The sequence below is a fragment of the Gammaproteobacteria bacterium genome (assembly GCA_041395725.1).
GTDB lineage: Bacteria > Pseudomonadota > Gammaproteobacteria > Pseudomonadales > Pseudohongiellaceae > NORP240.
In genome coordinates, this window is sequence record JAWKZW010000001.1 from 3,972,782 (window position 1) to 3,997,791 (window position 25,010).

Below are 25,010 nucleotides of genomic sequence, written 5' to 3' on the forward strand. Positions count from 1 at the left end.
ACTGTCATCAAGGGCTGTAACCTAACTATTGCCTACAACCAGATCGGAGGGAGTGCTTCCCTGCTAAAAATAACGGTAGTTAAAGGTCAATTCCCCCTCCAGATCTCCTAACATAGTCTCAAGAATTTCAATATCAAAGGAAAGATCATCGGGAACGTAATCGTCATCTCGCCGGATTAACTCAGCCTTTGTCACCTTGCTAATCACTATATCAGTCGCCAGCTCCACGATTTCCTCTGCTGTAAAATCAGCACCCTCAAAACACTCAAATGCAAAGACTGTTCGCGTGATTAACAGGTAACCAAGTATCAGCATCGCTTTCTATAATTGTGCCGTCAGTTTGATACAAATAGACAAAATAAATCTCATTCGGTAGCTGATTCAAATATCAGCGTATTACATATCTAGTTGCGGATAGATTTTCTATCCCATTCGAGGGTTACTGCAAATCTATATCGACAAAAGGCAGCATTGACGTTAAGGAACTTCTGATTCCCTAATTAATCAGAGGTTCCTTAAGGGTTACTGAAACCTTTCCGGATAAACCTGTTGGTAGGCAAACCATAGTGCCTCCCAGGATCTCCTGATTTCTTCGGGACTATGTCGTCGCCAACCCAGATAAAAGTGGCTAACCTCCTCATCCCAGATTCCCAACGGTACTGCCAATTCACGCAACGCTCTTGTCGATTCCCTTGAAACTGTCAGGGCACCTAGATGAAACATCTCCAATCTGACATTCCTTTCATCTTCAATCGCGTTTAGGGCTGCAGGGACTAACCAGTAAAGTTTGCGCTCCGCCATTAACCGCAGTACGCCGTATTTTTCTGCTGGAGTCCCCTCCCGGAGTTTTGTTTCAAAATACCAGCGGGTATCATCGGGATCCGAAGATTCATACAGTAGATTAAGGTTTTTGTAGGCATCAAGACCAAAGTCTTCAGCGTGCGGGCAAAGAAGGATATTGCAGAACAGAGCAGAATTTGCGGAAGCACTACTTTCACCATGCTAATGTAATTAACTGGCTGACATTTCCGGCAGCAGGACTCATGCGGCTTTGGAAAATAAAGCTACTGCGGCTCTTGAAAATCGATATCCGCAGCAATTTTATCAATTAATTGTTCAAAGATTCCTGATTCTTCACTGAATCCCGTAAAAACCTATTCATGAAAATCTTCAAAAAAGGAACTGATCTCCGGGTGCTCTATTGCAAGCCATTTAATATCCTCCGCACTTATATACGCAAGGTTGTAGTGGATTTGCCTGATCTCTATAGCAGGCCCCTCTGTCGCTACCAGGAATAGATCACCGTCTTTCAAATCAAATAAGGAATCGTTGATAAAGCCTGCACCGGCTGAATCACCGCTGATCTCGAATTGATAATTGACCAAGGTATGCCCTTCCAGAAACCCGGTAGCCCTTCGTATTCCTCTACCAAGTACGACTTGATTACTATCGCTATCGGTAACCTGACGACGGCTGATATTTGCGGTTCCGAAATCTGCTAGAAAACGCTGTTCAAAATCAGTCCAGATGACCACTTCCCTGCCGTCGTGGCAATAAGTGTGCAGGACAGCGGATTTAATGCCTGGTGTCACTGAGTTGTTATTTTCGCTCCAGGTGAGCAATCCTTTCCCACAGCCCCGCCCATCGGGTTTCATGCTGACAGGTTCATCGGGAAGCAGATCCGCGGGTATTTCACCGCTGCAAAGTCCGGGGTTTCCGGCATCGTCAACACACACAAAGAATCCACTTACCTGCGCGGAGGCATTGCTCGAATGCAGTTGACCCGGCAGGTAGATCGATAAGGTCAGAATGGCAGAAATGACTGCTTTATTGTTCATCAGGCAGAGGCCTCGGTCAGGCAGGGTCCCGATATTTACTCTCAATTTCGTGGGAAGTTCAAGGCTTTCCAGCTTGTCAGTTAAGAACCTCTATTTCCACATCGATCACACCCAGGCGGGTGTCTGCTATATCAGCGAAGGCCGAGCGGGACAGATCAATTATACGCCCTTCGACAAAAGGCCCGCGGTCATTGATTCTGACAATGACTGTTTCACCATTTTCGACATTCTTCACTCTTACAAGTGACCCGAATGGCAGATTTTTGTGCGCGGCCGTTCTGGCAGCCTGATTGAATCGTTCGCCGCTGGCAGTCTGGCGAGACTGGTATTTCGCTGCATAGAAGGATGCTTTACCGTCCTGTTTAAACCCAGCCCAGGATGATGAATTCGCCTGAGGCACGCTGGTGCAGGCAGTTGCCAGAACGGGTATCAGCAACAGGATAAGTTTGAGTTTTACAAACATTTGCCTGAATCTCCGCAGGGGGATCGGTGGAGTGATTCTTGATAAGAGAATTGTTGCAGAGTTTTTGTGCGGGGTTATGGAGTGGGTTCACAGAATTTGTAGATGGAGAGTGAGGGATTGACTCGTAAATTGTCTATGGACAATTTATTCACCCCTGCGTGGCTTTCGATCCCGAAAATCTTCTTGCTAGGCCTGTTTCGCAGAAAATAAAAGCCCGCTTTTAGCGGGCCCTTTTTATTTTGGCGGTGAGGGAGGGATTCGAACCCTCGATACGTTGCCGTATACACACTTTCCAGGCGTGCTCCTTCGGCCGCTCGGACACCTCACCGTAATTCAGTTGTTCTCTTCTCAGCACCTTGCATGCTGGTAACAAAGATACGCTTCGCGTATCCGAGGGAGGGATTGATTCGGAATTTGACTAAGCCAAATTCCTCACCCCTTCGGGGCAGCCTCCGGCTGTCTGCGCCGCTACGCGGCTTTCGAACCCTCGATACGTTGCCGACTACACACTTTCCAGGCGTGCTCCTTCGGCCGCTCGGACACCTCACCGTAATTCAGTTGTTCTCTTCTCAGCACCTTGCATGCTGGTAACAAAGATACGCTTCGCGTATCCGAGGGAGGGATTGATTCGGAATTTGACTAAGCCAAATTCCTCACCCCTTCGGGGCAGCCTCCGGCTGTCTGCGCCGCTACGCGGCTTTCGAACCCTCGATACGTTGCCGACTACACACTTTCCAGGCGTGCTCCTTCGGCCGCTCGGACACCTCACCGTAATTCAGTTGTTCTCTTCTCAGCACCTTGCATGCTGGTAACAAAGATACGCTTCGCGTATCCGAGGGAGGGATTGATTCGGAATTTGACTAAGCCAAATTCCTCACCCCTTCGGGGCAGCCTCCGGCTGTCTGCGCCGCTACGCGGCTTTCGAACCCTCGATACGTTGCCGACTACACACTTTCCAGGCGTGCTCCTTCGGCCGCTCGGACACCTCACCGTAATTCAGTTGTTCTCTTCTCAGCACCTTGCATGCTGGTAACAAAGATACGCTTCGCGTATCCGAGGGAGGGATTGATTCGGAATTTGACTAAGCCAAATTCCTCACCCCTTCGGGGCAGCCTCCGGCTGTCTGCGCCGCTACGCGGCTTTCGAACCCTCGATACGTTGCCGTATACACACTTTCCAGGCGTGCTCCTTCGGCCGCTCGGACACCTCACCGTAATTCAGTTGTTCTCTTCTCAGCACCTTGCATGCTGGTAACAAAGATACGCTTCGCGTATCCGAGGGAGGGATTGATTCGGAATTTGACTAAGCCAAATTCCTCACCCCTTCGGGGCAGCCTCCGGCTGTCTGCGCCGCTACGCGGCTTTCGAACCCTCGATACGTTGCCGACTACACACTTTCCAGTGTGTGCCTGCATGCCCACCGGGTACTCCTTCGGCCGCTCGGGCCCCTCCCGATGGGGGCGTAACTGTAGCCTAGTGCCCCCGCAAATACAAGGTGCGTGGGCGATTATCCCTCTTTATCATAGGGATATGTTGAGGCGAATAAATCGTCGCAGCTATTTGAATATTCGCCCATTCTGGTACTCTACGCCGCTGAGCAGCCACAGGGCTGCAGAACAATAATTCATTCGGCACAACTGGCAAGGAAGTATGGCTGAAAAAACGCTGAAGAAAGTCCTCATCGCCAACCGCGGCGAGATAGCCCTGCGTATCGTCAGGGCCTGTAACGAACTGGGTATCCGCTCGGTGGCAATTTACACGGAACCGGATCGTTATGGTCTGTGTGTCAAGCGCGCCGATGAATCCTATTCCCTGGGTGAAGATCCCATCGCCGGTTATCTGGATCCACGGCGGATCGTCAATCTGGCGCTGGAAACCGGCTGCGACGCGATCCATCCCGGCTACGGATTTTTGTCCGAGAATGCCGAATTCGCACGTCTCTGTGAGCAGAAAGGCATCACCTTCGTAGGCCCCAAAGCCAGTGTCATAGCGGGAATGGGTGACAAAACCCAGGCCCGGGACAGCATGCGGGCTGCCGGCGTACCGGTGACACCCGGCTCGGACGGGAACCTGGCAGACCTCCACGAAGCCATTGATGTAGCGGAAACAATCGGCTACCCGGTCATGCTTAAGGCTACCTCCGGTGGCGGCGGACGAGGTATCAGACGCTGTGACAATGCCGATGAACTGCGCAAGCAGTTCCCCCGGGTAATATCGGAAGCGGAAAAAGCCTTTGGATCCGCCGAAGTGTTCCTGGAGAAATGCATCATCAATCCCCGCCATATCGAGGTACAGATACTGGCAGACAGCCACGGCAACACCATTCACCTCTACGAGCGCGACTGCTCTATTCAGCGCCGCAATCAGAAGCTTATTGAAATAGCCCCCAGCCCTCAGCTGACACCGGAGCAGCGGGAGCACATCGGCCAGTTGGCCGTTAAGGCCGCCCAGGCGGTTGGCTATGAAAACGCTGGGACCGTCGAATTTCTGCTGTCTGGAGACGATTTTTATTTCATGGAAATGAATACCCGGGTCCAGGTGGAGCACACTATCACTGAACAGATCACCGGGGTGGACATTGTCCGTGAACAGTTCCGCATCGCAGCCGGGCTGCCGCTGCGCTATGCGCAGAAAGACATATCCATTCGCGGCTTTGCCATGCAGTTCCGGGTTAATGCCGAAGATCCCAAAAACGACTTTTTACCCAGCTTCGGTCGCATCACCCACTACTACGCACCAGGTGGCCCCGGGGTTCGCGTGGACACCGCCATTTACACCGGTTACGAAATCCCTCCTTACTATGACTCCATGTGCCTGAAACTGGTGGTGTGGGCACTGACCTGGGAGGAAGTCATCGCGCGTGGCCAGCGAGCGCTGGATGACATGCGTCTGCACGGTATCCGCACTACCGCCACTTACTATAAACAGATTCTGCAGCACGAGGATTTTAAGTCCGGCCACTTCGATACCAGTTTCGTTGTCGAGCACCCGGAACTGTTGAATTACTCCACCAAGCGCCACCCGGCTGAAGTTGCCCTGGCCCTTGCCGCTGCTGCCGCCGCCCATGCCGGCTGGTGATTTTCAGGAGAAGTATTTAATGCCCGATTCAAGCCCAATCCAGATAACCGATGTCATTCTCAGGGATGCCCATCAATCGCTGATTGCCACCCGCATGCGCACCGAAGACATGCTGCCGATCTGTAATAAACTCGACAAGGTGGGGTACTGGTCGCTGGAAGTCTGGGGTGGTGCTACCTTCGACGCCTGTATCCGTTTTCTGAAAGAGGACCCCTGGGAGCGCTTGCGCAAACTGCGTGAAGCTCTGCCCAATACCCGGCTGCAGATGCTGCTGCGGGGCCAGAACCTGCTGGGTTACCGCCACTATGCCGACGACGTGGTCAGCGCTTTTGTGCAGCGCTGTGCCGAGAATGGCATGGATGTCTTCCGGGTATTCGATGCCCTCAACGATCTACGCAATATCGAAACGGCCATGCAGGCGGTCAAAAAGGCCGGCAAACACGCGCAGGGCACCATCTGTTTCACCACCAGCCCGGTGCACACCCCCGAATTGTTCAGGCAGCAGGCCGAGGAACTCAGGGACATGGGCGCTGACTCCATCGCCATCAAGGACATGGCCGGGCTGCTGACCCCTTATGCTACCTACGAACTGGTCAAAGCCATCAAATCCAGTGTTGATCTGCCGCTGGTCATCCATAGCCATTCCACTTCGGGTCTGGCGCCGCTCTGCCAGCTTAAGGCTATTGAGGCCGGCGCCGACCGTATCGATACTGCCATTTCCGCCTTTGCCGGCGGTACGTCGCACCCATCTACGGAGTCGCAGGTTGCTGCGCTCAAGGGCACTCCCTATGACACCGGTCTGGACCTGGAACTGTTGTCGGAAATTGCCGACTATTTCCGCGAAGTGCGCAAGAAATACCACCAGTTCGAAAACGAATTTACCCGGGAAGACATCGCCGTGCAGATCAATCAGGTGCCAGGCGGCATGATGTCCAACCTTGCCAATCAGTTGAAGGAACAGAACGCCCTGGATCGCATCAAGGAAGTATTCGCCGAAATTCCGCGGGTCCGACAGGATCTGGGCTATCCGCCCCTGGTGACACCCACCTCACAGATTGTAGGTACCCAGGCCGTGTACAACGTGCTGGCCGGGGAGCGCTATAAAACCATCACCAACGAGGTGAAGCGCTACCTGCAGGGCGGCTACGGGAAACCTCCTGCCCCGGTGAATGCGGAGATTCAAAAAAAGGCTATCGGCAACGAACAACCCAACGAAGAGCGGCCGGCCGATTCCCTGAAACCGGAGCTTGAGAAACTGCGCCAGGAAATTGGCGATCTGGCCCAGTCGGAAGACGATGTCATGATTTTTGCCATGTTCCCGGACCTGGGCCGGGAATTTCTCAAGCAGCGGGCCGAAGGTACCTTAGAACCGGAAGTGCTGGAGCCGATACAAGCCGATAAGGCCCCTTCCCGGGAGACCAGCGGTGTAGCCACTGAATTCAAGCTGGATGTGCACGGTGAAATCTATGACGTAGCCATTACCGGCGTGGGGAGTTCCGGGGGCAGCAAACGCAAGCTGTATATTTCCCTGGATGGTCATCCGGAAGAAATCACCTTCGAGCCGTTGAACGAATATGTGGCCGACAAGGGCAGCAAGCGGGGCAAAGCCACCGAACCGGGTCATGTGACCGCGGCCATGCCGGGCAATATCGTCGAAGTACTGGTGAGTGAAGGTGATCAGGTGGAAGCCGGTCAGGCGGTGCTGGTTACGGAAGCGATGAAGATGGAAACAGAGATTCTTGCCAACGTGGGCGGTAAGGTTACTGCCATCCATGTTGCCAAGGGTGACCGCGTCACACCCGGAGAAATTCTGATGGTGATCGAATAACTGATTGCCATCACTGATGCCATTAGCAATACCTTCGGGCACCAGGACCCTGGTGCACGAATGCTCAGCGTAGTGCAACTGAGATTGCTGCTTTATCCAGGTTACTGGCGGACGAAGCGGTAATTCATGCGGTCAGGGCTGATTGGTCTATTGCTGCGATAGGGGTTGATGTCCAGGCCACCGCGACGATTGAAGTTCATCCCCACGACCAGATTTTCCGGCCCACACTTGAACATCAGGTCCCGGTAGATCATCTCCGCACATTCTTCGTGGTAGCCGGCATGCTGGCGAAACGAGCACAGGTAGGCCAGCAGGCTGGCCTCGTCAATAGTGGGGCCACTGTACTGCACCATGACGGTCGCCCAGTCCGGCTGTCCGGTGATCGGACAGTTGGAGCGGAACAGGTTACTGTAAAGCGCGCTGCGTTCAGTGCTGGATCCGGTGGTACGGAGCAGTTCAGCATCCGGCTGAAGCTCAGGTACGCCGAGCGTGGCACTGTCGATACATTTTCCCGGTGGAATCTGAATCTGACTCAGAGGGTTTTCACCAAGGGGCCTGACTATCACTTTGACCTCGGAGCGGGTCGTCTTCTGCAGATCAGCAGCCACGCGCTGGGCAAACGCCGCGCTGCTGCTGAACATTTCGTTGTTCAGGGAGTTCAGATACAGCTTCAGTGATTTTGATTCCACCAGATTTTCCGACCGGGCGTCAAAATAAAACTCACCCATGGCGACTTCAGGCTTACCCTTAAGGTCCAGCCAGGACACTTCGTAGGCGCGCCAGATGTCGAAACCGTGCAGTTCCACCTTCTTGTCGATGTCCAGTAGCGATCGCGATGCCCAACGGGGTATGGCATAGAGCAGCTCGGGATCATAGTGGCGAGGGTATTCGGTGGCCTGCCCCAGGGGATTCTTGTCCATCTGTTTTAATTCCCCAATCAGCTGCGCAGGCCGGTCCCGCGCCTCAAGAGAACGATGCAGCCTCCATACAGAGCCCCCGCAAAGGTCAGCAGTATCACGAAGGCCCAGATGGTATTGACGTCTGATACCCCCAGAATTCCGTAGCGGAAGGTGTTGACCATGTAGAAAATCGGGTTCAGGGCCGACACGCCCTGCCAGAATGAAGGCAGCATCTGGGATGAATAAAACACACCGCCAAGATAAATCAGGGGCGTCAGCACGAACGTGGGAATGATGGAAATATCGTCAAAGCTGTTGGCGAACAGCGCATTGATGAACCCTGCCAATGAGAAAACCATAGAGGTCAGCAATATGACCGAACAGGTAAGCAATGGATTCTGTATGCTGAGATCGGTAAAGAACAGTGCCATGGCCGTAACGATTGCCCCCACCGCCAGCCCCCGGGCCATACCGCCTACAACAAAACCCGCCAGGATGACGTAGTTTGGAACAGGAGCCACGAGTAACTCTTCTACGCTGCGCTGAAATTTATGGCTGAAGAACGAGGACACCACGTTGGAATAGGAGTTCTGGATCACAGCCATCATGATCAGGCCCGGTACAATAAAATCCATGTACTGGAACCCTCCCATGTCCCCTACCCGTCGCCCGATCAGGTTACCGAAGATAACAAAATACAACCCGATAGTAATCGCCGGGGGTACCAGGGTCTGAAGCCAGATGCGAGAAAACCGCCGCACTTCTTTAATGACGATAGTTTCAAAAGCAATGTATTTGTGGTTGGCGAAAAAACGTGACATGGCAGCTTACTCGTCTCGCAGTTTGGAGAGGAAAAGTTGTTCGAGACGATTGGTCTTGTTACGCATACTGGTAGCCTGAATGCCCCGGTCCCCCAGGTAGGAGAAGATCTGCCCCAGGTCCCTGCTTCCGGAAACACTGACTTCCAGGCAGTGATTATCCACTTTGTGCAGCGCCACGCCCTCAGGCGCGTCTTCGGGAAGCTCATAGAGCTCGTTGACCAGGTCGAGAATAAACACCTGGGAATCGAGTTGGGACAGCAGATACTTCATAGAGGTATTTTCAATGATCTCGCCCTCGTCAATGATGGCGATGTTGCGGCACAAATGTTCCGCCTCCTCCAGGTAGTGGGTGGTCAGGATAATAGTAGTGCCCGCCCGATTGATCTCGGTGAGAAATTCCCACATTGAGCGGCGCAGCTCGATGTCGACACCGGCGGTTGGCTCGTCGAGGATCAGCAGGCGCGGCTCATGAACCAGAGCACGGGCGATCATCAGGCGTCTTTTCATACCGCCGGACAGCGTCCGTGAGCGCACCATGCGTTTGTCCCACAGACCGAGTTTGCGCAGGTAGACCTCAGTCCGTTCTGCCGCCAGCTTGCGCGAAAGCCCGTAATAGCCGGCCTGGGTCATTACAATGTCCCGGGCCCGCTCGAACTGACTGAAATTGACCTCCTGTGGCACGATACCCAGATCCTGCTTGGTTTCGAAAACGTGGGTATCCACATCCCTGCCGAACACCGCAACACGGCCCGCGGTTTTCCTGACCAGTGTGGCAATTATTCCTATGGTGGTTGACTTGCCGGCGCCATTGGGCCCAAGCAGGGCAAAAAAATCACCCGGCTGCACTTCCAGGGAAATACCTTTCAGTGCCTCGTGGCCGTTGTCGTAGGTTTTACTTAAATTCTCGATTGATATTGCAGCTGTCATCTGAAATCGCGAGGAAAAGGAGGTTTAAAGCTGACGGAGTATGCGGGTAATTTGGCCGGTCTGCAACCGGGGTTTGTGGTGCACAAGGCTGCCTTGCGTCAGGCTGCAGGGCGTGTCAATTCTCAGGAGAGTCGACCGGTGATTCCTGCCCTTCCTGCGCGCTCCGGCCCGCTTTCCGGGAAAGAGTAAAGCACCTGCCACCGGTAACCCGGCGAGCTATTTTACGGTGCTCAAGCACCAGCCAATCGGTAAAATCCTCAAACTCCTCGCAGCTCATCTGCGCCGGCCAGCTGAGCTGCGCCACGCCGTGCTCCAGGACAAAACTGTCCTGCTGGTCGCAAGAGGAAGCACTACCGGAATGATTCGCTGTCTGGGGGTGGCCGGGGCTGCCTTGAAAGCCTGTCAGAAATTCCCCTGACTGCGGTTGGTAAAGTACCCTCGCGGTGCCTGTTTCTGACCCTGGCCTCGGGTTTGCACCCGTTGGCAACCCGCCGGCATTGGCGACTGTTTTTATCCCGCCCGCCACTGCCTTGGCCACGTACTCATCGGCCGTCGCTCCCTGGCCGTTCAGATCCGTGCCAACGAAGTTCAGGGAGCTGCGAAATACCAGGGCGGTTTTGTCCGCTGCCGTCGGTTTAAAGCGGTATTTTTTCTGCAGGTAGGCGGAAATCTGCTGCGTGGAACTCTGCTCACGATAGCGTTCATATAGATCGCTGAACACTCGGTTGTGCCGCAGGCATCTCAGCAGGGCGGCCTGCCGTTCAGACTGGTCCTCCGCCTCGGCATCGGCAATTATCAGCACCGCATCATCGGAGACCCGCAACTCAGCCCCCCGTCCTTCCAGCAACCCAAAGCCTCGAACCGCCCCGAGCGCCCGCCTGGATGCACCGTTCAGGCCGTTATACCCCATGCGGATGACGGCCCGGGTACCGGGAAAGCTGTTACGCCCCTCTTCCGCGTAAATCGCGCCTACGTTCTCGATTGCTTCGTTCAGTGACTGGGCGGGGCAATTGGGCGATCGTTTTCCTGCCATAACTTATTGTGTCGGTTTTTTGGCCGGGGTCAGCCTGAATGAAAGTGCACCTGGTCTGGCCGATTATATAGCCTTCCCACTGAAGGCTACTATAGATATAGCCGCAAATCTGCCGAAGCGGGAAGAGAAAAATATCGAGGCTTTGGGTTTCAACCGGCACAGACCTGTGCCTCTTGTAAAGAAAAGTCCGGCCGGCTCGCGACGCCAGGCCGCATCCCCCCATGTCACAGGAACAGCAATCGCCAGGGAGACGCGCACAACAGCGATGCCAGGCCGGCGCTGGTGCGCAGAAGGCATGGTTTTCAGCGCTGCGAGATCAGTCCGACCTGATCTCGCACTGAGAGCGCAGACCAAAAGAATACGATCATACGAACAAAGGGTGGTTCAGCGGCGAAGGCCCAGACAGGACGAAGGAGCAGAAATTACTCCTTGGAATACGACTACGGAGGAAAATGGCGTCCCCTAGGGGTTTCGAACCCCTGTTGCCGGGATGAAAACCCGGTGTCCTAGGCCTCTAGACGAAGGGGACGTACAGGATGTCTTTGCGGGTGGCCGCGAAAGAGCGAGGGATTCTAAGAACCCTTTATCTCCCAGTCAAGCACTTGCTAAAAAAATTAACAAAAAAATCGTTTCCATCCTCGCTGGACAGCCAATTGTGGTTTGCGCACAATTCACCGGCCAGAACCGGGACACACCGGTGGCGGCACTGAACCGGCAGCTTTACTGATGGGCAGGTCAGGCGGGATGATGAGATAGCCAAAATGTGGCGGGTCTCTCAGGCGATATCTTTACAGGTTTGTTATTATCCGGTGAGCGGGCCTGCAGATGGCCCCCAAAATTACATTCCAAGCGGGAAACGTAAAACCAATGCTAATTGTCCTGATCAGTCTTCTGACCCTCGCCTTGCTGATTGCGCTGGTTCTGGGTCTGCACAGGTATCAGCTATCGGTAGCGCAATCCAATGCGGACAAACACGATCCACTGCCCCCGCTTGACAGCACAGCCCTGAATTCCACTCTTCCCGACCTTGAACTTGATGAAGATCTGGACGAAGCGACGCCTTTCCAGTCAAAAGCCGCTTCAGAAACGGCTCTGGAACAAAGTGACTCGTCATCATTTTCAAGGTCCACCATGGACGCCCGGGAGCAGCCCCACCCCGCTTTTCAGGGGCAGGTGAACGACGAGGAAGGGGACGATCTCTCAGCCCGCCCCGATCGGCAGGGTACAGAGACTGGAACCGGGCAGTCGAGGGCGAATCACGAGAATCCACATGACAGGCAGACTGCCAGCCAGGGTTCGTCACAAGAGACGACCCGGATAGAGGTGCCGGAACCTGGCAATATGGAAGACCAGCCCACCGGCGAAGATGACGATGAAATCACCCTGATCAGTTCGCCGGGATTCAGATCCTCCCCGGCTGCGCTGGTGGCGCCACCGGTAGAGGACGAGACACCTGACTCCTCCCCTTCACACAGACCATTACAGGGCTCTCCTGAACACCAGGCCTATGAGTTGCCGGCAGACAGCACTGACAATAACTTTGCCACGAAAACCCGCTCACAGAAGGCCGAATGGGCGGCTGCAAGCGTCACTCCCTCTTCCGCCTCCGTTCAGACAGAGGAAACGGCTGCGCCCGCCCCCCTGGGCCTCAGGCAGGAGAACGCGGCAACAGATCTGCCTGGCGAGCAGGTTGAAGCATTATCCAGCCGGCTGCTCCAGGGTGCTGATAAGCAGACTCAAAACTTGGACACCCAGAACTCAGAGGACTACGCGGCCGGCGCAGCTGAGCCAGGACCTGCTCTGTCAGACGTCGACAATTGGCAGGAACAGGTGCAGGAGCTTAAGAAACAGGATCGCCTGGACGACGCCCTGAAGCTGTGCCAGGAGCAGCTACCGCTCTGGAGCGCGTACCAGCAGGCTTCGCTGATCCATCGGGCCAGGCTGAAGCTGCTAAGCCAGGAAGGCCGGGACATTGAAGGGGAATTGAAGGAACTGTATGACATCGCGGCCAAAGCCAGCTTTCTTCATGACCGGGTAAAAGGACTTCCAAATCTGCCCCTGTCACAGCTGAAGCGGGTTGATCTGGACGAGGTGGAAAGCCTGGAGATGCCCTACGAACAGATCGGGTACAATGAGCTGCGCCTCATCAAGAAAACCGATATCAAGCTGTTGCTGGAAAAATGGGGCAAACCCCAGGCCCACATAAAGCCCCGTGAGCTACATGCCGAAACCTGGAAAAGCCTTATCGCCCGACGTCAGACGACCCTGTTCTAGTTCCGCTCCGGATCAGCTTTTGCGCCACGCCTCATCTGTCAGAAAGCCCGACGGTCACGTTATGAACTAACCGGTCTGCTTCCCTTGACCCCAATAAACAGCTGTGACATCCTGCCCAATGCAACTAACTATCGTGTTCTAAATCTGGACCGGGTCAGGGGTCACTATCCCCCGGGCACTACGGCAGTTGCTCAGCTTGCCGATACAGGGGTGGTCTGATTCGAGCGTCACCAGTGCCATGCAGATGAATGACATGCAGACAGGCAGGTTGGATACATAGGTGTACAGCTTAAAAAGCTGGCAAGGCAGTCAGGTAAAGAGCCCCAAAAAAGACCCAAAGAAGAGAAAAGAATGAACAACAGCCAACCAATACAGACTAATGCTGATAAGCAGATAAATATTGACGAAAAGCTTATCGAAGAAGGGATTGCCCAGTTGGCCAGTGAAATTCAGGTGTTGGAAGACTGGCTGGCAGAACTCGAAGATCTTGATACCGGCGATTCCGAGGTTTCGGCTGCGAGAAAGTCCTACCATGACATGTTAAAAAGCCGTCGCGAAATGCTTAGCGCGCTGAACCAGCATGCCGGCAGCGATGCTGACCAGGCAAAGAGTTAGACTGTCTAATTAGACATTGACAGCAGAGCTCACGCCACCGTACGACCTGTCATCAACCCATCGCGCCCTATTCATACTCCCTACGCTGCTGACTCCCTCTCCATGACCGATTTAACCGATACCCAGGCCGATACCATGCTGGCCCTTCAACACAGTATGAACAGCAAGGTGGATGAAAACTGGCTGGCTGCCCGCTACCCCTACTTGCGGGCAGTCGTGATAGAAGGCGCCGAGGCAATCGAGCACCATGGCTGGAAGTGGTGGAAGCACCAGCTTCATGATCTCTCTCAGCTGCAGATGGAACTGATCGATATCTGGCACTTCATGCTGTCAGAGATCCTGCTTGACTGCGAAGGCGACGTTTCCCAGGCATCGAGCAGCCTGCTTGATGCGGTAGAAAGCCACACTGCGGAAACCCTGCTTTTTGACGGCAGGCACTACCACATCACTGATCTGGATTTGATTGCCAAGCTGGAACTGCTTATCGGAACCAGCGTCGCGCGGAGGGTGGAAGTCGGGCTGTTCGCCGCGATCATGCATGACTGCCAGATGGACTGGGATGACCTGTTCCGCCAGTACGTAGGCAAGAATGTGTTGAATTTCTTCCGCCAGGACAATGGTTATAAGCAGGGTACCTACCGCAAGACCTGGGCAGGCAGGGAAGATAATGAGCACCTGGTGGAAGTTCTTGAAACCCTGGATGCACAGGACGAAAGCTTTCAGGACAACCTGTATCAGGCCCTCGCTCAGCGCTATGGCGCAGATACCTGAGTTCAAGCCCCGGTCCCGGAGCGGACCCGGCATTCTCCTGCCCGGATAACAGCAAAGCATCCACATTGCGGCCCGGCGCCCTGTGTGCCGGGTGATGAGCTATCTGCCCCGACAACCAGCCAGGCAACCCGCCAACTGGCTGGCCTGCCTGTCAGCAATCAGGTCAGGCCGCCGCCGGCTAGTAGTAAGCATTTTCCTTCTGGCTGTGGTCGGTTACATCTCGCACCTCAGTCAGCTCAGGAACCTGCTCCAGCAAGGTTTTCTCCACCCCATCCTTCAGGGTGACGTCAACCATCCCACAGCCCTGGCAACCTCCGCCAAAGCGCAAGACAGCGATCGTGTCCTGAAAAACCTCCTCCAGCGTGACGTTACCGCCGTGGGACGCCAGTGCCGGATTGACTTCGTTGTAGAGCACGTAGTTGATCCGGTCTACCAGGCTACTGTTTTCAGAAAGCTTCGGCAGTCGGGAATTGGGGGCCTTGATCGTTAACTGCCCTCCACCCAGGTCGTCCTTGGCGAAATCCACCACAGCATCCTCCAGAAACGGGATGCTCTGCTGTTCAAGAAAGGCTCGGAAGCCCTTGTATTCCTTGACTTCATCATCGCCTTTCTCTTCGCCGGGGCGACAGAAAGAGATGCAGGTTTCGGCCCGTGGGGTACCGGCGTCGATAATGAATATGCGTATGGCGATTCCATCGCAATCCTGCTTTTTAAGCAGTTCTGCGAGGTAATCCTGGGCAGACTCAGTGATAGTAATCATGAAAACGCTCTGTGTTTCAGTGGTAAGTCAGAATTTGCGCTATTTTAGCGTAACTGGAGGTGGAATTAAATACCCTAGTAATTTGCTTGGTTATTTTGGGAAGCTGTTGATTTTATTGCTTGTTATTCTGGTAGAATGCGCAACGCTCCTGACCGGCCCAGGCCGTCAGGAATGAATCAACAAGACTCGCCAGTGAATGGATCCTAGTTATGAATACTGTCAATCGCCTGCAATTGCTCACCGACGCTCTCGAGAAACGTATCCTGGTTCTCGATGGTGCCATGGGCACGATGATTCAGGCGCACAGACTGGGTGAGGCGGAGTTTCGAGGCGAAAGGTTTCAGAATCATGCCAGCGATCTGGCGGGTAATAATGATCTGCTGACCTTGACTCAACCTGACATAATTTTTCAGATTCACAGACAATATCTGGAATCTGGCGCCGATATTGTCGAAACCAATACGTTCAATTCGACCGCCAGCTCCCAGGCGGATTACAAGCTGGAGCCGCTGGTTTACGAACTCAACCACGAAGCCGCCCTGCTGGCGCGCCGGGCCTGTGACGAGTACACCACTCTGACCCCCGAAAAACCCCGGTTCGTGGCCGGGGTCGTGGGGCCTACCAGCAAAACTGCCTCGATTTCGCCCGACGTCAATGATCCTGGTTATCGAAATACCAGTTTCGACTTCCTGGTGGCTGATTACAGAAATGCGGTGCGAGGACTGATGGACGGTGGAGTCGATCTGATTCTGATTGAAACCGTTTTCGACACCCTGAACGCAAAGGCTGCAATTTTTGCCGTGCAGAGCTGTTTCGAGGACAGTGGCGTCACGCTGCCTATCATGATTTCCGGTACGATCACCGACGCCAGCGGGCGGACTCTGTCGGGCCAGACAGTCGAGGCATTCTGCAACTCGGTGTCCCATGCCAGACCTCTCTCCATCGGGTTCAACTGCGCCCTGGGGGCTGAGCAACTGAGGTCCTATATCGAGGAAGCCAGCGGCCTGCTGCCCTGCCTGGTATCGACCCACCCCAATGCCGGCCTGCCCAATGAAATGGGAGAATACGACCAATCCCCGGAGGAAATGGCCAGGATAATCGCCGAGTTTGCCGAGCAGGGATTCCTCAATATCGTCGGGGGTTGCTGCGGCACCACCCCGGGGCATATCAGGGCCGTCGTTGCAGCCGTGGCTAAATTCCCGCCACGGCGCCCTCCGCAGATAGAACCGCGGTGCCGGCTGAGCGGACTCGAAGCCCTGAACATCGGGCCTGATTCTCTGTTTGTCAATGTGGGAGAGCGAACCAATGTGACCGGTTCCGCCCGCTTCGCGCGCCTGATCAGAGAAGGCGATTACGACACGGCCCTGGACGTGGCCAGGGAGCAGGTCGAGGCAGGTGCGCAGATAATCGATATCAACATGGACGAAGGCATGCTGGATTCTCAGGAGGCCATGGAACGTTTTCTGCGCCTGGTAGCATCGGAGCCGGACATCAGCCGGGTGCCGATCATGGTTGACTCTTCCAAGTGGGATATCCTCGAAGCGGGCCTGAAAGGTATCCAGGGCAAGGGTATCGTCAACTCCATCAGCCTCAAGGAGGGTGAAGAGGATTTCATCGCCAAGGCCCGATTGTGTCTTCGCTACGGAGCTGCCGTAGTTGTCATGGCTTTCGATGAGCAGGGACAGGCAGACAGCCTGGAGCGGAAAAATGCGATCTGCCGCCGCAGTTATGAAGTACTGGTCGAGCAGGTCGGGTTCCCGCCCCAGGATATCATTTTTGATCCCAACGTCTTCGCGATTGCCACGGGTATTGAGGAGCATGACAACTACGCGGTGGACTATATCGAATGTTGCCGTTACATCAGGGAAAACCTGCCGCATGCATTGATTTCAGGCGGCATCAGCAACGTCTCATTTTCATTCCGCGGTAACAATCCGGTCCGGGAAGCCATCCACTCAGTATTTCTTTTCCATGCCATACGCGCCGGTCTGACCATGGGCATCGTCAACGCCGGTCAGCTTACCGTCTACGATGCAATACCAGAAGAACTCAAGGAGCGGGTTGAGGACGTAGTGCTGAATCGCAACAGCGACGGTACCGAACGTCTGATGGAAATAGCCGCTAAATACGGCGGCGACGGTGCCGCGACTGTAAGCAATGAAGACCTCGATTGGCGTAACGCCAGTGTCGAAGAGCGGATCACACATGCCCTGGTAAAGGGTATAAATCGGTTTATTCAGGAAGACACCGAAGAGGCCCGGCAGAAGTTCGAGCGCCCCATCAGTGTCATTGAAGGTCCCCTGATGGACGGCATGAACGTGGTAGGCGACCTGTTCGGCAGCGGCAAGATGTTTTTACCCCAGGTGGTAAAAAGCGCCCGTGTCATGAAGCAGGCCGTCGCCTATCTGTTGCCTTATATTGAAGCCGAAAAACAGGATGGCGAAAGCCGGGCAAAAGGCAAAATTCTGATGGCCACGGTTAAAGGTGACGTGCACGACATAGGCAAGAACATCGTTGGCGTTGTCCTTGGCTGCAATAATTACGAGGTCATCGACCTCGGTGTCATGGTGCCATGTGAAAAAATATTACAGATTGCGCGGGATGAAAACGTCGATGTAATCGGGCTTAGCGGGTTGATCACACCTTCTCTGGATGAAATGGTTCATGTTGCCAAAGAAATGCAGCGGCTCGATTTCCACGTACCCCTGCTCATTGGCGGCGCTACCACATCCAAGGCCCATACGGCTGTAAAAATTGAACAACACTTCAATAATGACGCCACCGTGTACGTTCCGGACGCTTCCCGCTGTGTCTCGGTTGTAAGCACGCTGCTGAGCCGCGACGGCAAACCGGAGTTCGTCAGCAAACTGCGCGATGAATATGCCAACATCAGGGAGCGCACGGGTAAACGCCGCAATGATCGGAAGCTTCTGTCGCTGGCGGCGGCCAACGCTAATCGTTTTCAATCGGACTGGCAGGCTTTCCAACCTACCAGACCGACGTTTCTTGGCACCCGCGTTTTCGACGACTATCCGCTCGATGAACTGGTGCCCTACATCGACTGGACACCCTTTTTCATCACCTGGGATCTGGTGGGCAAGTACCCGACCATTTTCCAGGACGAGGTGGTGGGTCAGGTGGCAACAGATCTCTACAACGACGCCCGTCAGTTACTGGACAAGATCATTACAGAGAAACTGCTGTGCGCCAAAGCCGTCATCGGATTCTGGCCAGCCAATGCCAATGAAAGCAATGACGTCATTCTATTCAAGGATGAGGACCGCAGCGAGCAGGTGGCCGCGCTGCACTTCCTGCGCCAGCAAACTGTCAGGGACAGCGGACTGCCGAATTATTGTCTTGCTGACTTTGTCGCGCCGCTGGGCACTGTGCCAGACTACCTGGGTGGGTTCGCCGTGACTACGGGCATCGGTATCGAGCGACTGGTCGCCGACTATGAGGCTCAGCACGACGACTACCGCGCTCTGCTGGTCAAGGCACTGGCTGACCGGTTGGCGGAAGCGCTGGCAGAGCGGATGCACGAGCGGGTCCGAAAGGAATTCTGGGGGTATGCCGCAGATGAGACGCTGGACAGTGATGCACTGATCAGGGAGAAATACCTTGGCATCCGCCCTGCGCCAGGTTACCCGGCGTGCCCGGAGCACTCCGAAAAAACGACCCTGTTTCAGCTTCTCGATGCTGAACGCCGGGTAGGCATTTCACTCACGGAGAGTTTCGCCATGTGGCCTGCAGCCAGTGTAAGCGGCCTGTATTTCGCCCATCCGGAAGCCAGATACTTTAACGTCGGGAAAGTGACGCCTGAACAGGTGGAGAGCCTGGCAGTACGGAAAGATCTGCCTGTCGATGAAATGAGCAGATTATTGACCCCGAACCTGAGTTGAGGTGAGGCTGACAAACACTGACCCGATTGGTTAAAATTGGGTATCTTTCCCCTGCCCCTTCGCCGACTACGCGAAAACTGGTGCCGGATAACTGCTGGCCGCCCAGACAAACTGATTGTCGAAGAAGTCCCGCAGACCGCGAAAGGTGATCGATTGATATTCGATAGGCTCTGGAAAGATTATGGATAGATTCCGGATAAGAGGTTGGCGAATAAATCCAGACAACTTCCTTAAGCAGAAATAATAGCAACCAAACAGGCAGGCACAGCAAAAAGGTTCAAATTTTTATGTACCGGTATGACTACTATGACCACCAGATGCTCGCTGATCGGGTCCTTCAATTCAGAGGCCAGACTCAACGCTATCTGGAGGGGAGATTAAGCGATACGGAATTCCTTCCGTTGCGCTTACAGAACGGTCTGTATATCCAACGGTTAGCACCTATGTTGCGGATCGCGATCCCCTACGGACTCCTTTCATCACGCCAGATGCGAAAACTGGCCTTCATCGCCAATCATTTCGATAAGGGTTACGGGCACCTGACCACGCGGCAGAATATTCAATTCAATTGGCCTGCGCTGGAAGACGTGCCGGATATTCTCGAACATCTGGCCGAAGTGGAAATGCATGCCATCCAGACCAGTGGTAACTGTATCCGCAATACCACCACAGACCAGTTCGCCGGTTGCGCCGTCGAAGAGATTGAGGACAGTCGGCCCTGGTGCGAAATTATTCGCCAGTGGTCCACCTTTCACCCGGAATTCGCTTACCTGCCCCGCAAATTCAAGATCGCTGTGTGCGGAACCCGGGACGACCAGGCTGCCACCCAGGTGCACGACATAGGTATTTACATTGTCCGCAATGCCGAGGGTGAAACAGGCTTCAAGATCCTGGCCGGTGGTGGCCTCGGTCGTACACCCGTTATCGGGCATGTCATGTCCGAGTTCGTGGAGAAAAAACACCTGCTGACTTATCTGGAAGCTATCCTGCGGGTATATAACCGTGAGGGGCGTCGGGACAACAAGTACAAGGCCCGCATTAAAATCCTGGTCAGGGAAACCGGCCCCGAGGCATTTCGCGACAAGGTGCATGCCGAATGGGAAAAAATTAAAAATGGCACCATGACACTCACAGATGCAGAAATCGAACGCTGCAAATCTTTTTTTTCCGCTCCGGCCTATCAGGATCTGCCTGATTCCTGCCCGGAACTGGATCAGGCACTGGCTTCTGACCTGTTGTTCGCCAGCTGGTACCAGAACAACACCAGACCCCACCAGCGGTCGGGCTATGGGATCGTAACTCTCAGCGTCAAGGAAACCGGGACTGCGCCCGGGGACATTTCCGCCGCTCAAATGAACTTTGTCGCCGACCTGGCGGAACAGTACAGCTTTGGCGAAATGCGCATCAGTCACCAGCAGAACATCATTTTTTCTGACGTGGAGAAATCGCAGCTTTACTCACTGTGGAAATCACTGTGCAAGCAATCCCTGGGCACCCCCAACCTGGGCCTGCTCACCGACGTCATCTGCTGTCCGGGAGGTGACTTTTGTGCCCTGGCCAACGCCAAGTCGATTCCCATTGCCGAGTCTATCCAGCGTAAATTCAACGATCAGGCGCTGCTGCAGGACATAGGAGAACTGGCAATCAACATTTCCGGCTGCATGAATGCCTGCGGCCACCACCATGTCGGTAATATCGGCATACTCGGAGTCGACAAGAAAGGCGAAGAATTTTACCAGGTTTCACTCGGCGGTTCGGCCGGTAACCGAACCAGTCTGGGCGCGATCATGGGACCGGCTTTCGCCCAGGAGGAGATTCCCGATGTGATGGAAAAAATTATCGCTGTCTACCGGGACAATCGCCAGCCGGGCGAGAGCTTTATCGCTACCTATGACAGGATAGGAATGAGCCCATTCAAGGAAAAGGTTTATGCCAAAGCTGATTAAAGACGCTAGCCTTGCTGATGATCAGTGGGTACTGGTTAAAGAAGCTACAGATCCAGGCATTCTGCAGGTACTGCCCGGGCGTAACATTATTGTGCCGTACAGATTCTGGAAATTTTTCCCGGACGATATCGCCGAGTATAACGGCGAAGTCACTATCTGGCTTGACAGTCATGAATACGTCGGCGATATCCGGGAGCCCCTGAACAATTTCCCGCTCATCGCACTGAACTTCCCGGTTTTTTCTGACGGCAGATCTTATACCAATGCCAGGGAGCTGCGGGAAAACCTCGGTTTTCAGGGCGAACTTCGCGCCATCGGTGATGTGCTGAGAGACCAGCTCTTCTACATGCAACGTTGTGGTTTCAATGCGTTCCAGCTGCGCCACGATCAGGACGTGGATGAATGTATTCAGGCGTTCAAGGATTTCCATACCGGTTACCAGGCCAGCATTGATCAGCCAGCCCCGCTTTTCCGGCGCCGCTGATCCCAGTGCCGCCCCGGTTTAATTATGGAACCTGATTCCCTACTGTTTTCTTTTTTCCTGATTTTCAGCGGGGCCGCCCTCCTATCGACTTTTGCCCTGGTCTTCCGACAACCGTTGCTGGTCGCCTATATCGCGTTGGGCGTGCTGCTGGGACCGTACGGAACCGGATTGGTTTCAGAGGCCAACCTGCTGAGTGATATCGCGGAGTTCGGGATCATCTTCCTGCTGTTTCTGCTCGGCCTCGACATGCAGCCCGCAAAATTACTCAGTACATTAAAGAAGACATTCCTGGTAACTCTCATCAGTACCGGTGTTTTCGTACTACTGGGCTATGGCACGGGATTGCTGTTCGGGCTGACTCAACTTGAAAGCCTGGTTATTGGCGCTGCGATGATCTTTTCCAGCACCATTATTGGTATCAAGTTGCTGCCCACCACCGTTCTACACCAGAAACACATGGGTGAACTGATGGTGGGCATCCTCCTGTTGCAGGATTTCATTGCGATTTTTCTATTGGTTTTCCTGGATGTCCATCCGGGGGAGGAATCCAATGCACTGGTCGGATTATTCATGGCCTTCCCCATGCTGGTACTGATCGCCTGGGGTAGCACGCGCTATGTATTGCTGTTTCTGATCGGCAGGTTTGATCACTTCAAGGAATACATTTTCCTGCTGGCAATCGGCTGGTGTCTGGGGATTTCAGCATTGGCCTCTTTCATGGGACTGTCGGCAGAGATCGGGGCCTTCGTAGCAGGCGTCTCGCTGGCTACCAGCCCTATTGCCCAATACATCGCCTACAGCCTGAAGCCGCTCCGGGATTTCTTTCTGATCCTGTTCTTCTTTTCCCTGGGCGCACAATTCAATATTCTGCTGCTGGCCGACATCATCGTCCCGGCGCTGGTCCTGGCAGTTCTCGCCCTGTCGATAAAGCCGGTGGTTTTCCATTATCTGCTGCAGCGATTTGAGGAGCGGAACAAACTGGCCTGGGACGCCGGTTTGCGACTGGGGCAGATCAGCGAGTTCTCCCTGCTGATCGCCTACGTAGCTACCCAGTCCGAAGTGATCGGCGAATCGGCTTCGCTCATTATCCAGGCCGCGGCTATCCTGACGTTTGTGGCTTCTTCTTATATCGTGGTGATGTTCCTTCCCACACCGATCAGTTTGAGTGACAAACTGAGGCGTGACTGATTTCTTCCCCAAAATTTCCTGCTAGTCGGCCAGGTTCAGCACCATCCGCCCCACCGCCTGGCCTTGCAGGACAGTCTGAAGACTGGCTTGCAGATCGTCATAACCTATTTCATGGCACAGAGCTTCCAGGCCTGCCGGCTTCCACTCTGAAGCCAGCCGCTCCCAGACCCGCGCCTTGGTTGCCAGCGGCAGATTAACCGAATCCACACCCAGCAGATTGACACCGCGCAAAATGAACGGGAAAACCGTCGCCGGCAGGTTCGGCGAGCCTACCAGTCCGCAACAGGCAACACTACTCCCGTAGCGAAGGCTCTTCATAATATTGACCAGAGTCTGGCCGCCGACCACATCAACAGCACCGGCCCACTCCTCTTTCAACAGTGGCCTTTTTGACTCTTCGGTCAACTGCTGACGATCGACTACCCGCGAGGCGCCTAAGGCCTCCAGAAAAGATTGCTGCTCCGCTTTTCCGCTGCTGGCCACCACCGGGTAGCCAAGCTTATGCAGAATAGCAACCGCTATCGCCCCTACTCCACCGGTCGCACCAGTAACCAGTACTTCACCCTGCGCCGGCTCCAAACCATTCATTAACAGTTTCTCCACACACAAGGCCGCCGTAAACCCGGCAGTGCCAAGTATCATGCTTTCCCTCAGAGTGATATCAGCGGGCCTGGCAACCACCCAGCCGGCAGGAACGCGAATGTACTGGCCAAACCCGCCGGCGGTGTTCATCCCCAGGTCATAGCCGATGACAATGACTTCGTCCCCCGGTGAAAAAACGCCATCGCTGCTCTCCACGACCGTTCCGGCCGCATCAATACCGGGCGTATGCGGATAATTCCTGGTAACCCCTTTGTTGCCGGAGGCGGACAGGGCATCTTTGTAGTTAAGCGAGGAATAATGGACGTTAATCAGCACCTCGCCGGCCGGCAACTCCGCTACCTGCCGATCGACGACCTGGCTGCTGAAGCTGCCATCCTGCTGCTCTTCGACCAGCAGAGCTTTGAATGTTTCCACGGTTGTTCTCCTGCCCGCGAGCACCTGACCCGCGGCTGACTTTTTCTGAGATCAGGAATAAAAGTTTCTGGAATTACTTTTTTCCAGAAACAGAGAGGTGGCTGCCTCGATCATACCCTTGAAGATGGATCCCACCTTGTCGTGAATGGTTTTTTTCAGTTCGTATTCGACCTCATAGACGTCTGCTGACTGACAGGCCACCACCAGGTATTCGTCACTGGTTTTCAATTCATCGACCATGTAGCGTTCTTTTGCCTGCAGACCAACCCAGGTTTCACCGGTTGAAATTTTATCGATATCGACACTGGGTCGGTGGTCTTTGACCCACTGTTTGAAGATGGCATGCATTTCCTCTACATCGTCTTTGACTTTTTCACGCCCCTTCTGAGTGATCTCCCCGAAGGTGGTGAGCGTGGTTTTAAATTCACCGGCGGAAATGGTTTCGTAGTCAATTTCATTTTTCTTCAGCAAGCGGTGAAAATTGGGTAATTGTACGAGTACCCCGATGGAACCGATGATGGCGAACGGTGCAGCAATCAGCCGATCCGCCAGACAGGCCATCATGTAACCCCCACTGGCGGCCACCTTATCGACACAGATGGTCAGGGGAATCTTCTTTTCCTTGATGCGCATCAACTGTGACGAGGCGAGGCCGTAGGCATGTACCATCCCGCCCGGACTCTCTAGCCGCAACAGAACCTCATCCTGGTCGCTGGCCAGCGACAACACCGCCGTGATTTCTTCCCGCAGAGAAGACACCGCATGGGCGGCAATATCCCCGGTGAAATTCAGCACGTACAGGCGTTTCTTCCGCTGCACCTCCGCTTCAGAATCAGTTTTCTTCGCTGCCTTACCAGCTTTCTCCGCAGCTTTATCCTGCTTTTTCTTTGCCTTGTGATCCAGCTTCAGGCTGTGCTTGTCGAGAACCGCCCGCTTTAGTGATTCAAGCATTTCATCAATGTGCTCATTGATTTTTATGACCTTGATATGCCCCTTGGCCGGGCTCTTGCGCTGTTTGTTTCCTGCCGAAGCCAGGGCCGCCAGAACGAAAATGATGGCAAACGCCAGGGTGGCCACCTTGGCGAGAAACATGCCGTACTCAATCAGGTACTCCAAGTGAAATCTCCTTTACTTGAACTTGAACTTGAACTTGAACTCGGTAGGGCGCTC

The 25,010-nt window shown here is 54.3% G+C and carries 19 protein-coding genes and 2 tRNA genes; 9 read left to right on the forward strand and 12 right to left on the reverse strand.

Annotation, left to right across the window (positions count from 1 at the left end):
- Window positions 1–63: 63 nt before the first annotated feature.
- From R3F50_17635 to R3F50_17650, 4 genes are all read right to left on the reverse strand, one after another.
- Window positions 64–315: a hypothetical protein gene (locus R3F50_17635; GenBank protein MEZ5492110.1), complete on the reverse strand. Its 252-nt coding sequence runs from the start codon at window positions 313–315 to the stop codon at window positions 64–66.
- 839 nt (window positions 316–1,154) lie between these two features.
- Complete coding sequence (locus R3F50_17640) at window positions 1,155–1,838, reverse strand: hypothetical protein (GenBank protein ID MEZ5492111.1); 684 nt, start codon at window positions 1,836–1,838, stop codon at window positions 1,155–1,157.
- A gap of 76 nt (window positions 1,839–1,914) precedes the next feature.
- Window positions 1,915–2,301, reverse strand: coding sequence for a septal ring lytic transglycosylase RlpA family protein (locus R3F50_17645; protein ID MEZ5492112.1), 387 nt, complete (start codon window positions 2,299–2,301; stop codon window positions 1,915–1,917).
- Between the two features lie 240 nt (window positions 2,302–2,541).
- Window positions 2,542–2,629: transfer RNA gene (locus R3F50_17650), tRNA-Ser, on the reverse strand.
- Window positions 2,630–3,950: 1,321 nt separating this feature from the next.
- On the opposite strand from R3F50_17650, the gene R3F50_17655 reads away from it, so the two are divergent.
- Both R3F50_17655 and oadA read left to right on the forward strand, forming a co-directional pair.
- Window positions 3,951–5,378 carry an acetyl-CoA carboxylase biotin carboxylase subunit gene (locus R3F50_17655; GenBank protein MEZ5492113.1) on the forward strand — a complete coding sequence of 476 codons (1,428 nt, stop codon included), beginning with the start codon at window positions 3,951–3,953 and terminating at the stop codon, window positions 5,376–5,378.
- Between the two features lie 19 nt (window positions 5,379–5,397).
- Window positions 5,398–7,206, forward strand: a complete 1,809-nt coding sequence (oadA, locus tag R3F50_17660; GenBank protein ID MEZ5492114.1) for a sodium-extruding oxaloacetate decarboxylase subunit alpha — start codon at window positions 5,398–5,400, stop codon at window positions 7,204–7,206.
- 101 nt (window positions 7,207–7,307) lie between these two features.
- Here the strand turns inward: oadA and queF are convergent, their stop codons facing one another.
- The 5 genes from queF to R3F50_17685 form a co-directional block, all read right to left on the reverse strand.
- Complete coding sequence (gene queF, locus R3F50_17665) at window positions 7,308–8,126, reverse strand: NADPH-dependent 7-cyano-7-deazaguanine reductase QueF (protein MEZ5492115.1); 819 nt, start codon at window positions 8,124–8,126, stop codon at window positions 7,308–7,310.
- Between the two features lie 17 nt (window positions 8,127–8,143).
- Entirely contained in the window at window positions 8,144–8,926 is a 783-nt protein-coding gene (locus R3F50_17670; protein MEZ5492116.1) for an ABC transporter permease, read from the reverse strand.
- A gap of 6 nt (window positions 8,927–8,932) precedes the next feature.
- A complete protein-coding gene (locus R3F50_17675) occupies window positions 8,933–9,853 on the reverse strand; it encodes an ABC transporter ATP-binding protein (protein MEZ5492117.1) in 921 nt (306 codons plus the stop codon).
- Window positions 9,854–9,968: 115 nt separating this feature from the next.
- The gene (locus tag R3F50_17680) at window positions 9,969–10,886 is read right to left on the reverse strand and encodes a hypothetical protein (protein MEZ5492118.1); all 918 of its coding nucleotides are present in this window, start codon (window positions 10,884–10,886) and stop codon (window positions 9,969–9,971) included.
- Between the two features lie 453 nt (window positions 10,887–11,339).
- A tRNA-Glu gene (locus tag R3F50_17685) sits at window positions 11,340–11,415 on the reverse strand.
- A 338-nt stretch (window positions 11,416–11,753) separates the two neighbouring features.
- Here R3F50_17685 and R3F50_17690 point away from each other — a divergent pair.
- The 3 genes from R3F50_17690 (at window position 11,754) to R3F50_17700 (ending at window position 14,546) form a co-directional block, all read left to right on the forward strand.
- Window positions 11,754–13,160, forward strand: coding sequence for a hypothetical protein (locus tag R3F50_17690; GenBank protein ID MEZ5492119.1), 1,407 nt, complete (start codon window positions 11,754–11,756; stop codon window positions 13,158–13,160).
- A 351-nt stretch (window positions 13,161–13,511) separates the two neighbouring features.
- Window positions 13,512–13,775: a hypothetical protein gene (locus R3F50_17695; GenBank protein ID MEZ5492120.1), complete on the forward strand. Its 264-nt coding sequence runs from the start codon at window positions 13,512–13,514 to the stop codon at window positions 13,773–13,775.
- 102 nt (window positions 13,776–13,877) lie between these two features.
- Window positions 13,878–14,546, forward strand: a complete 669-nt coding sequence (locus R3F50_17700) for a dUTP diphosphatase (GenBank protein MEZ5492121.1) — start codon at window positions 13,878–13,880, stop codon at window positions 14,544–14,546.
- Between the two features lie 178 nt (window positions 14,547–14,724).
- Here the strand turns inward: R3F50_17700 and nfuA are convergent, their stop codons facing one another.
- Complete coding sequence (gene nfuA / locus R3F50_17705; GenBank protein ID MEZ5492122.1) at window positions 14,725–15,306, reverse strand: Fe-S biogenesis protein NfuA; 582 nt, start codon at window positions 15,304–15,306, stop codon at window positions 14,725–14,727.
- Between the two features lie 209 nt (window positions 15,307–15,515).
- On the opposite strand from nfuA, the gene metH reads away from it, so the two are divergent.
- From metH to R3F50_17725, 4 genes are all read left to right on the forward strand, one after another.
- Window positions 15,516–19,205, forward strand: a complete 3,690-nt coding sequence (gene metH / locus R3F50_17710; protein ID MEZ5492123.1) for a methionine synthase — start codon at window positions 15,516–15,518, stop codon at window positions 19,203–19,205.
- A 287-nt stretch (window positions 19,206–19,492) separates the two neighbouring features.
- On the forward strand, window positions 19,493–21,151 hold the full coding sequence (locus R3F50_17715; GenBank protein ID MEZ5492124.1) for a nitrite/sulfite reductase: 1,659 nt from the start codon (window positions 19,493–19,495) through the stop codon (window positions 21,149–21,151).
- Window positions 21,135–21,635 (forward strand): DUF934 domain-containing protein, encoded by a 501-nt coding sequence (locus tag R3F50_17720; GenBank protein ID MEZ5492125.1) that lies wholly within the window; start codon window positions 21,135–21,137, stop codon window positions 21,633–21,635. The genes R3F50_17715 and R3F50_17720 overlap by 17 nt, the downstream gene beginning before the upstream one ends.
- 24 nt (window positions 21,636–21,659) lie before the next feature.
- Entirely contained in the window at window positions 21,660–22,823 is a 1,164-nt protein-coding gene (locus tag R3F50_17725; protein MEZ5492126.1) for a cation:proton antiporter, read from the forward strand.
- 21 nt (window positions 22,824–22,844) lie between these two features.
- Here R3F50_17725 and R3F50_17730 read toward each other — a convergent pair whose 3' ends face one another.
- Window positions 22,845–23,840: a YhdH/YhfP family quinone oxidoreductase gene (locus R3F50_17730; GenBank protein MEZ5492127.1), complete on the reverse strand. Its 996-nt coding sequence runs from the start codon at window positions 23,838–23,840 to the stop codon at window positions 22,845–22,847.
- 51 nt (window positions 23,841–23,891) lie between these two features.
- Window positions 23,892–24,956, reverse strand: a complete 1,065-nt coding sequence (sohB, locus tag R3F50_17735; protein MEZ5492128.1) for a protease SohB — start codon at window positions 24,954–24,956, stop codon at window positions 23,892–23,894.
- Window positions 24,957–25,010 lie beyond the last annotated feature (54 nt).

Bases quoted from the DNA above. Each gene is read 5' to 3' on its own strand.
- R3F50_17635 (MEZ5492110.1), bottom strand. From the start codon at position 315: ATGCTGATACTTGGTTACCTGTTAATCACGCGAACAGTCTTTGCATTT.
- R3F50_17640 (MEZ5492111.1), bottom strand. From the start codon at position 1,838: ATGAACAATAAAGCAGTCATTTCTGCCATTCTGACCTTATCGATCTAC.
- R3F50_17645 (MEZ5492112.1), bottom strand. From the start codon at position 2,301: ATGTTTGTAAAACTCAAACTTATCCTGTTGCTGATACCCGTTCTGGCA.
- R3F50_17655 (MEZ5492113.1), top strand. From the start codon at position 3,951: ATGGCTGAAAAAACGCTGAAGAAAGTCCTCATCGCCAACCGCGGCGAG.
- oadA (MEZ5492114.1), top strand. From the start codon at position 5,398: ATGCCCGATTCAAGCCCAATCCAGATAACCGATGTCATTCTCAGGGAT.
- queF (MEZ5492115.1), bottom strand. From the start codon at position 8,126: ATGGACAAGAATCCCCTGGGGCAGGCCACCGAATACCCTCGCCACTAT.
- R3F50_17670 (MEZ5492116.1), bottom strand. From the start codon at position 8,926: ATGTCACGTTTTTTCGCCAACCACAAATACATTGCTTTTGAAACTATC.
- R3F50_17675 (MEZ5492117.1), bottom strand. From the start codon at position 9,853: ATGACAGCTGCAATATCAATCGAGAATTTAAGTAAAACCTACGACAAC.
- R3F50_17680 (MEZ5492118.1), bottom strand. From the start codon at position 10,886: ATGGCAGGAAAACGATCGCCCAATTGCCCCGCCCAGTCACTGAACGAA.
- R3F50_17690 (MEZ5492119.1), top strand. From the start codon at position 11,754: ATGCTAATTGTCCTGATCAGTCTTCTGACCCTCGCCTTGCTGATTGCG.
- R3F50_17695 (MEZ5492120.1), top strand. From the start codon at position 13,512: ATGAACAACAGCCAACCAATACAGACTAATGCTGATAAGCAGATAAAT.
- R3F50_17700 (MEZ5492121.1), top strand. From the start codon at position 13,878: ATGACCGATTTAACCGATACCCAGGCCGATACCATGCTGGCCCTTCAA.
- nfuA (MEZ5492122.1), bottom strand. From the start codon at position 15,306: ATGATTACTATCACTGAGTCTGCCCAGGATTACCTCGCAGAACTGCTT.
- metH (MEZ5492123.1), top strand. From the start codon at position 15,516: ATGAATACTGTCAATCGCCTGCAATTGCTCACCGACGCTCTCGAGAAA.
- R3F50_17715 (MEZ5492124.1), top strand. From the start codon at position 19,493: ATGTACCGGTATGACTACTATGACCACCAGATGCTCGCTGATCGGGTC.
- R3F50_17720 (MEZ5492125.1), top strand. From the start codon at position 21,135: ATGCCAAAGCTGATTAAAGACGCTAGCCTTGCTGATGATCAGTGGGTA.
- R3F50_17725 (MEZ5492126.1), top strand. From the start codon at position 21,660: ATGGAACCTGATTCCCTACTGTTTTCTTTTTTCCTGATTTTCAGCGGG.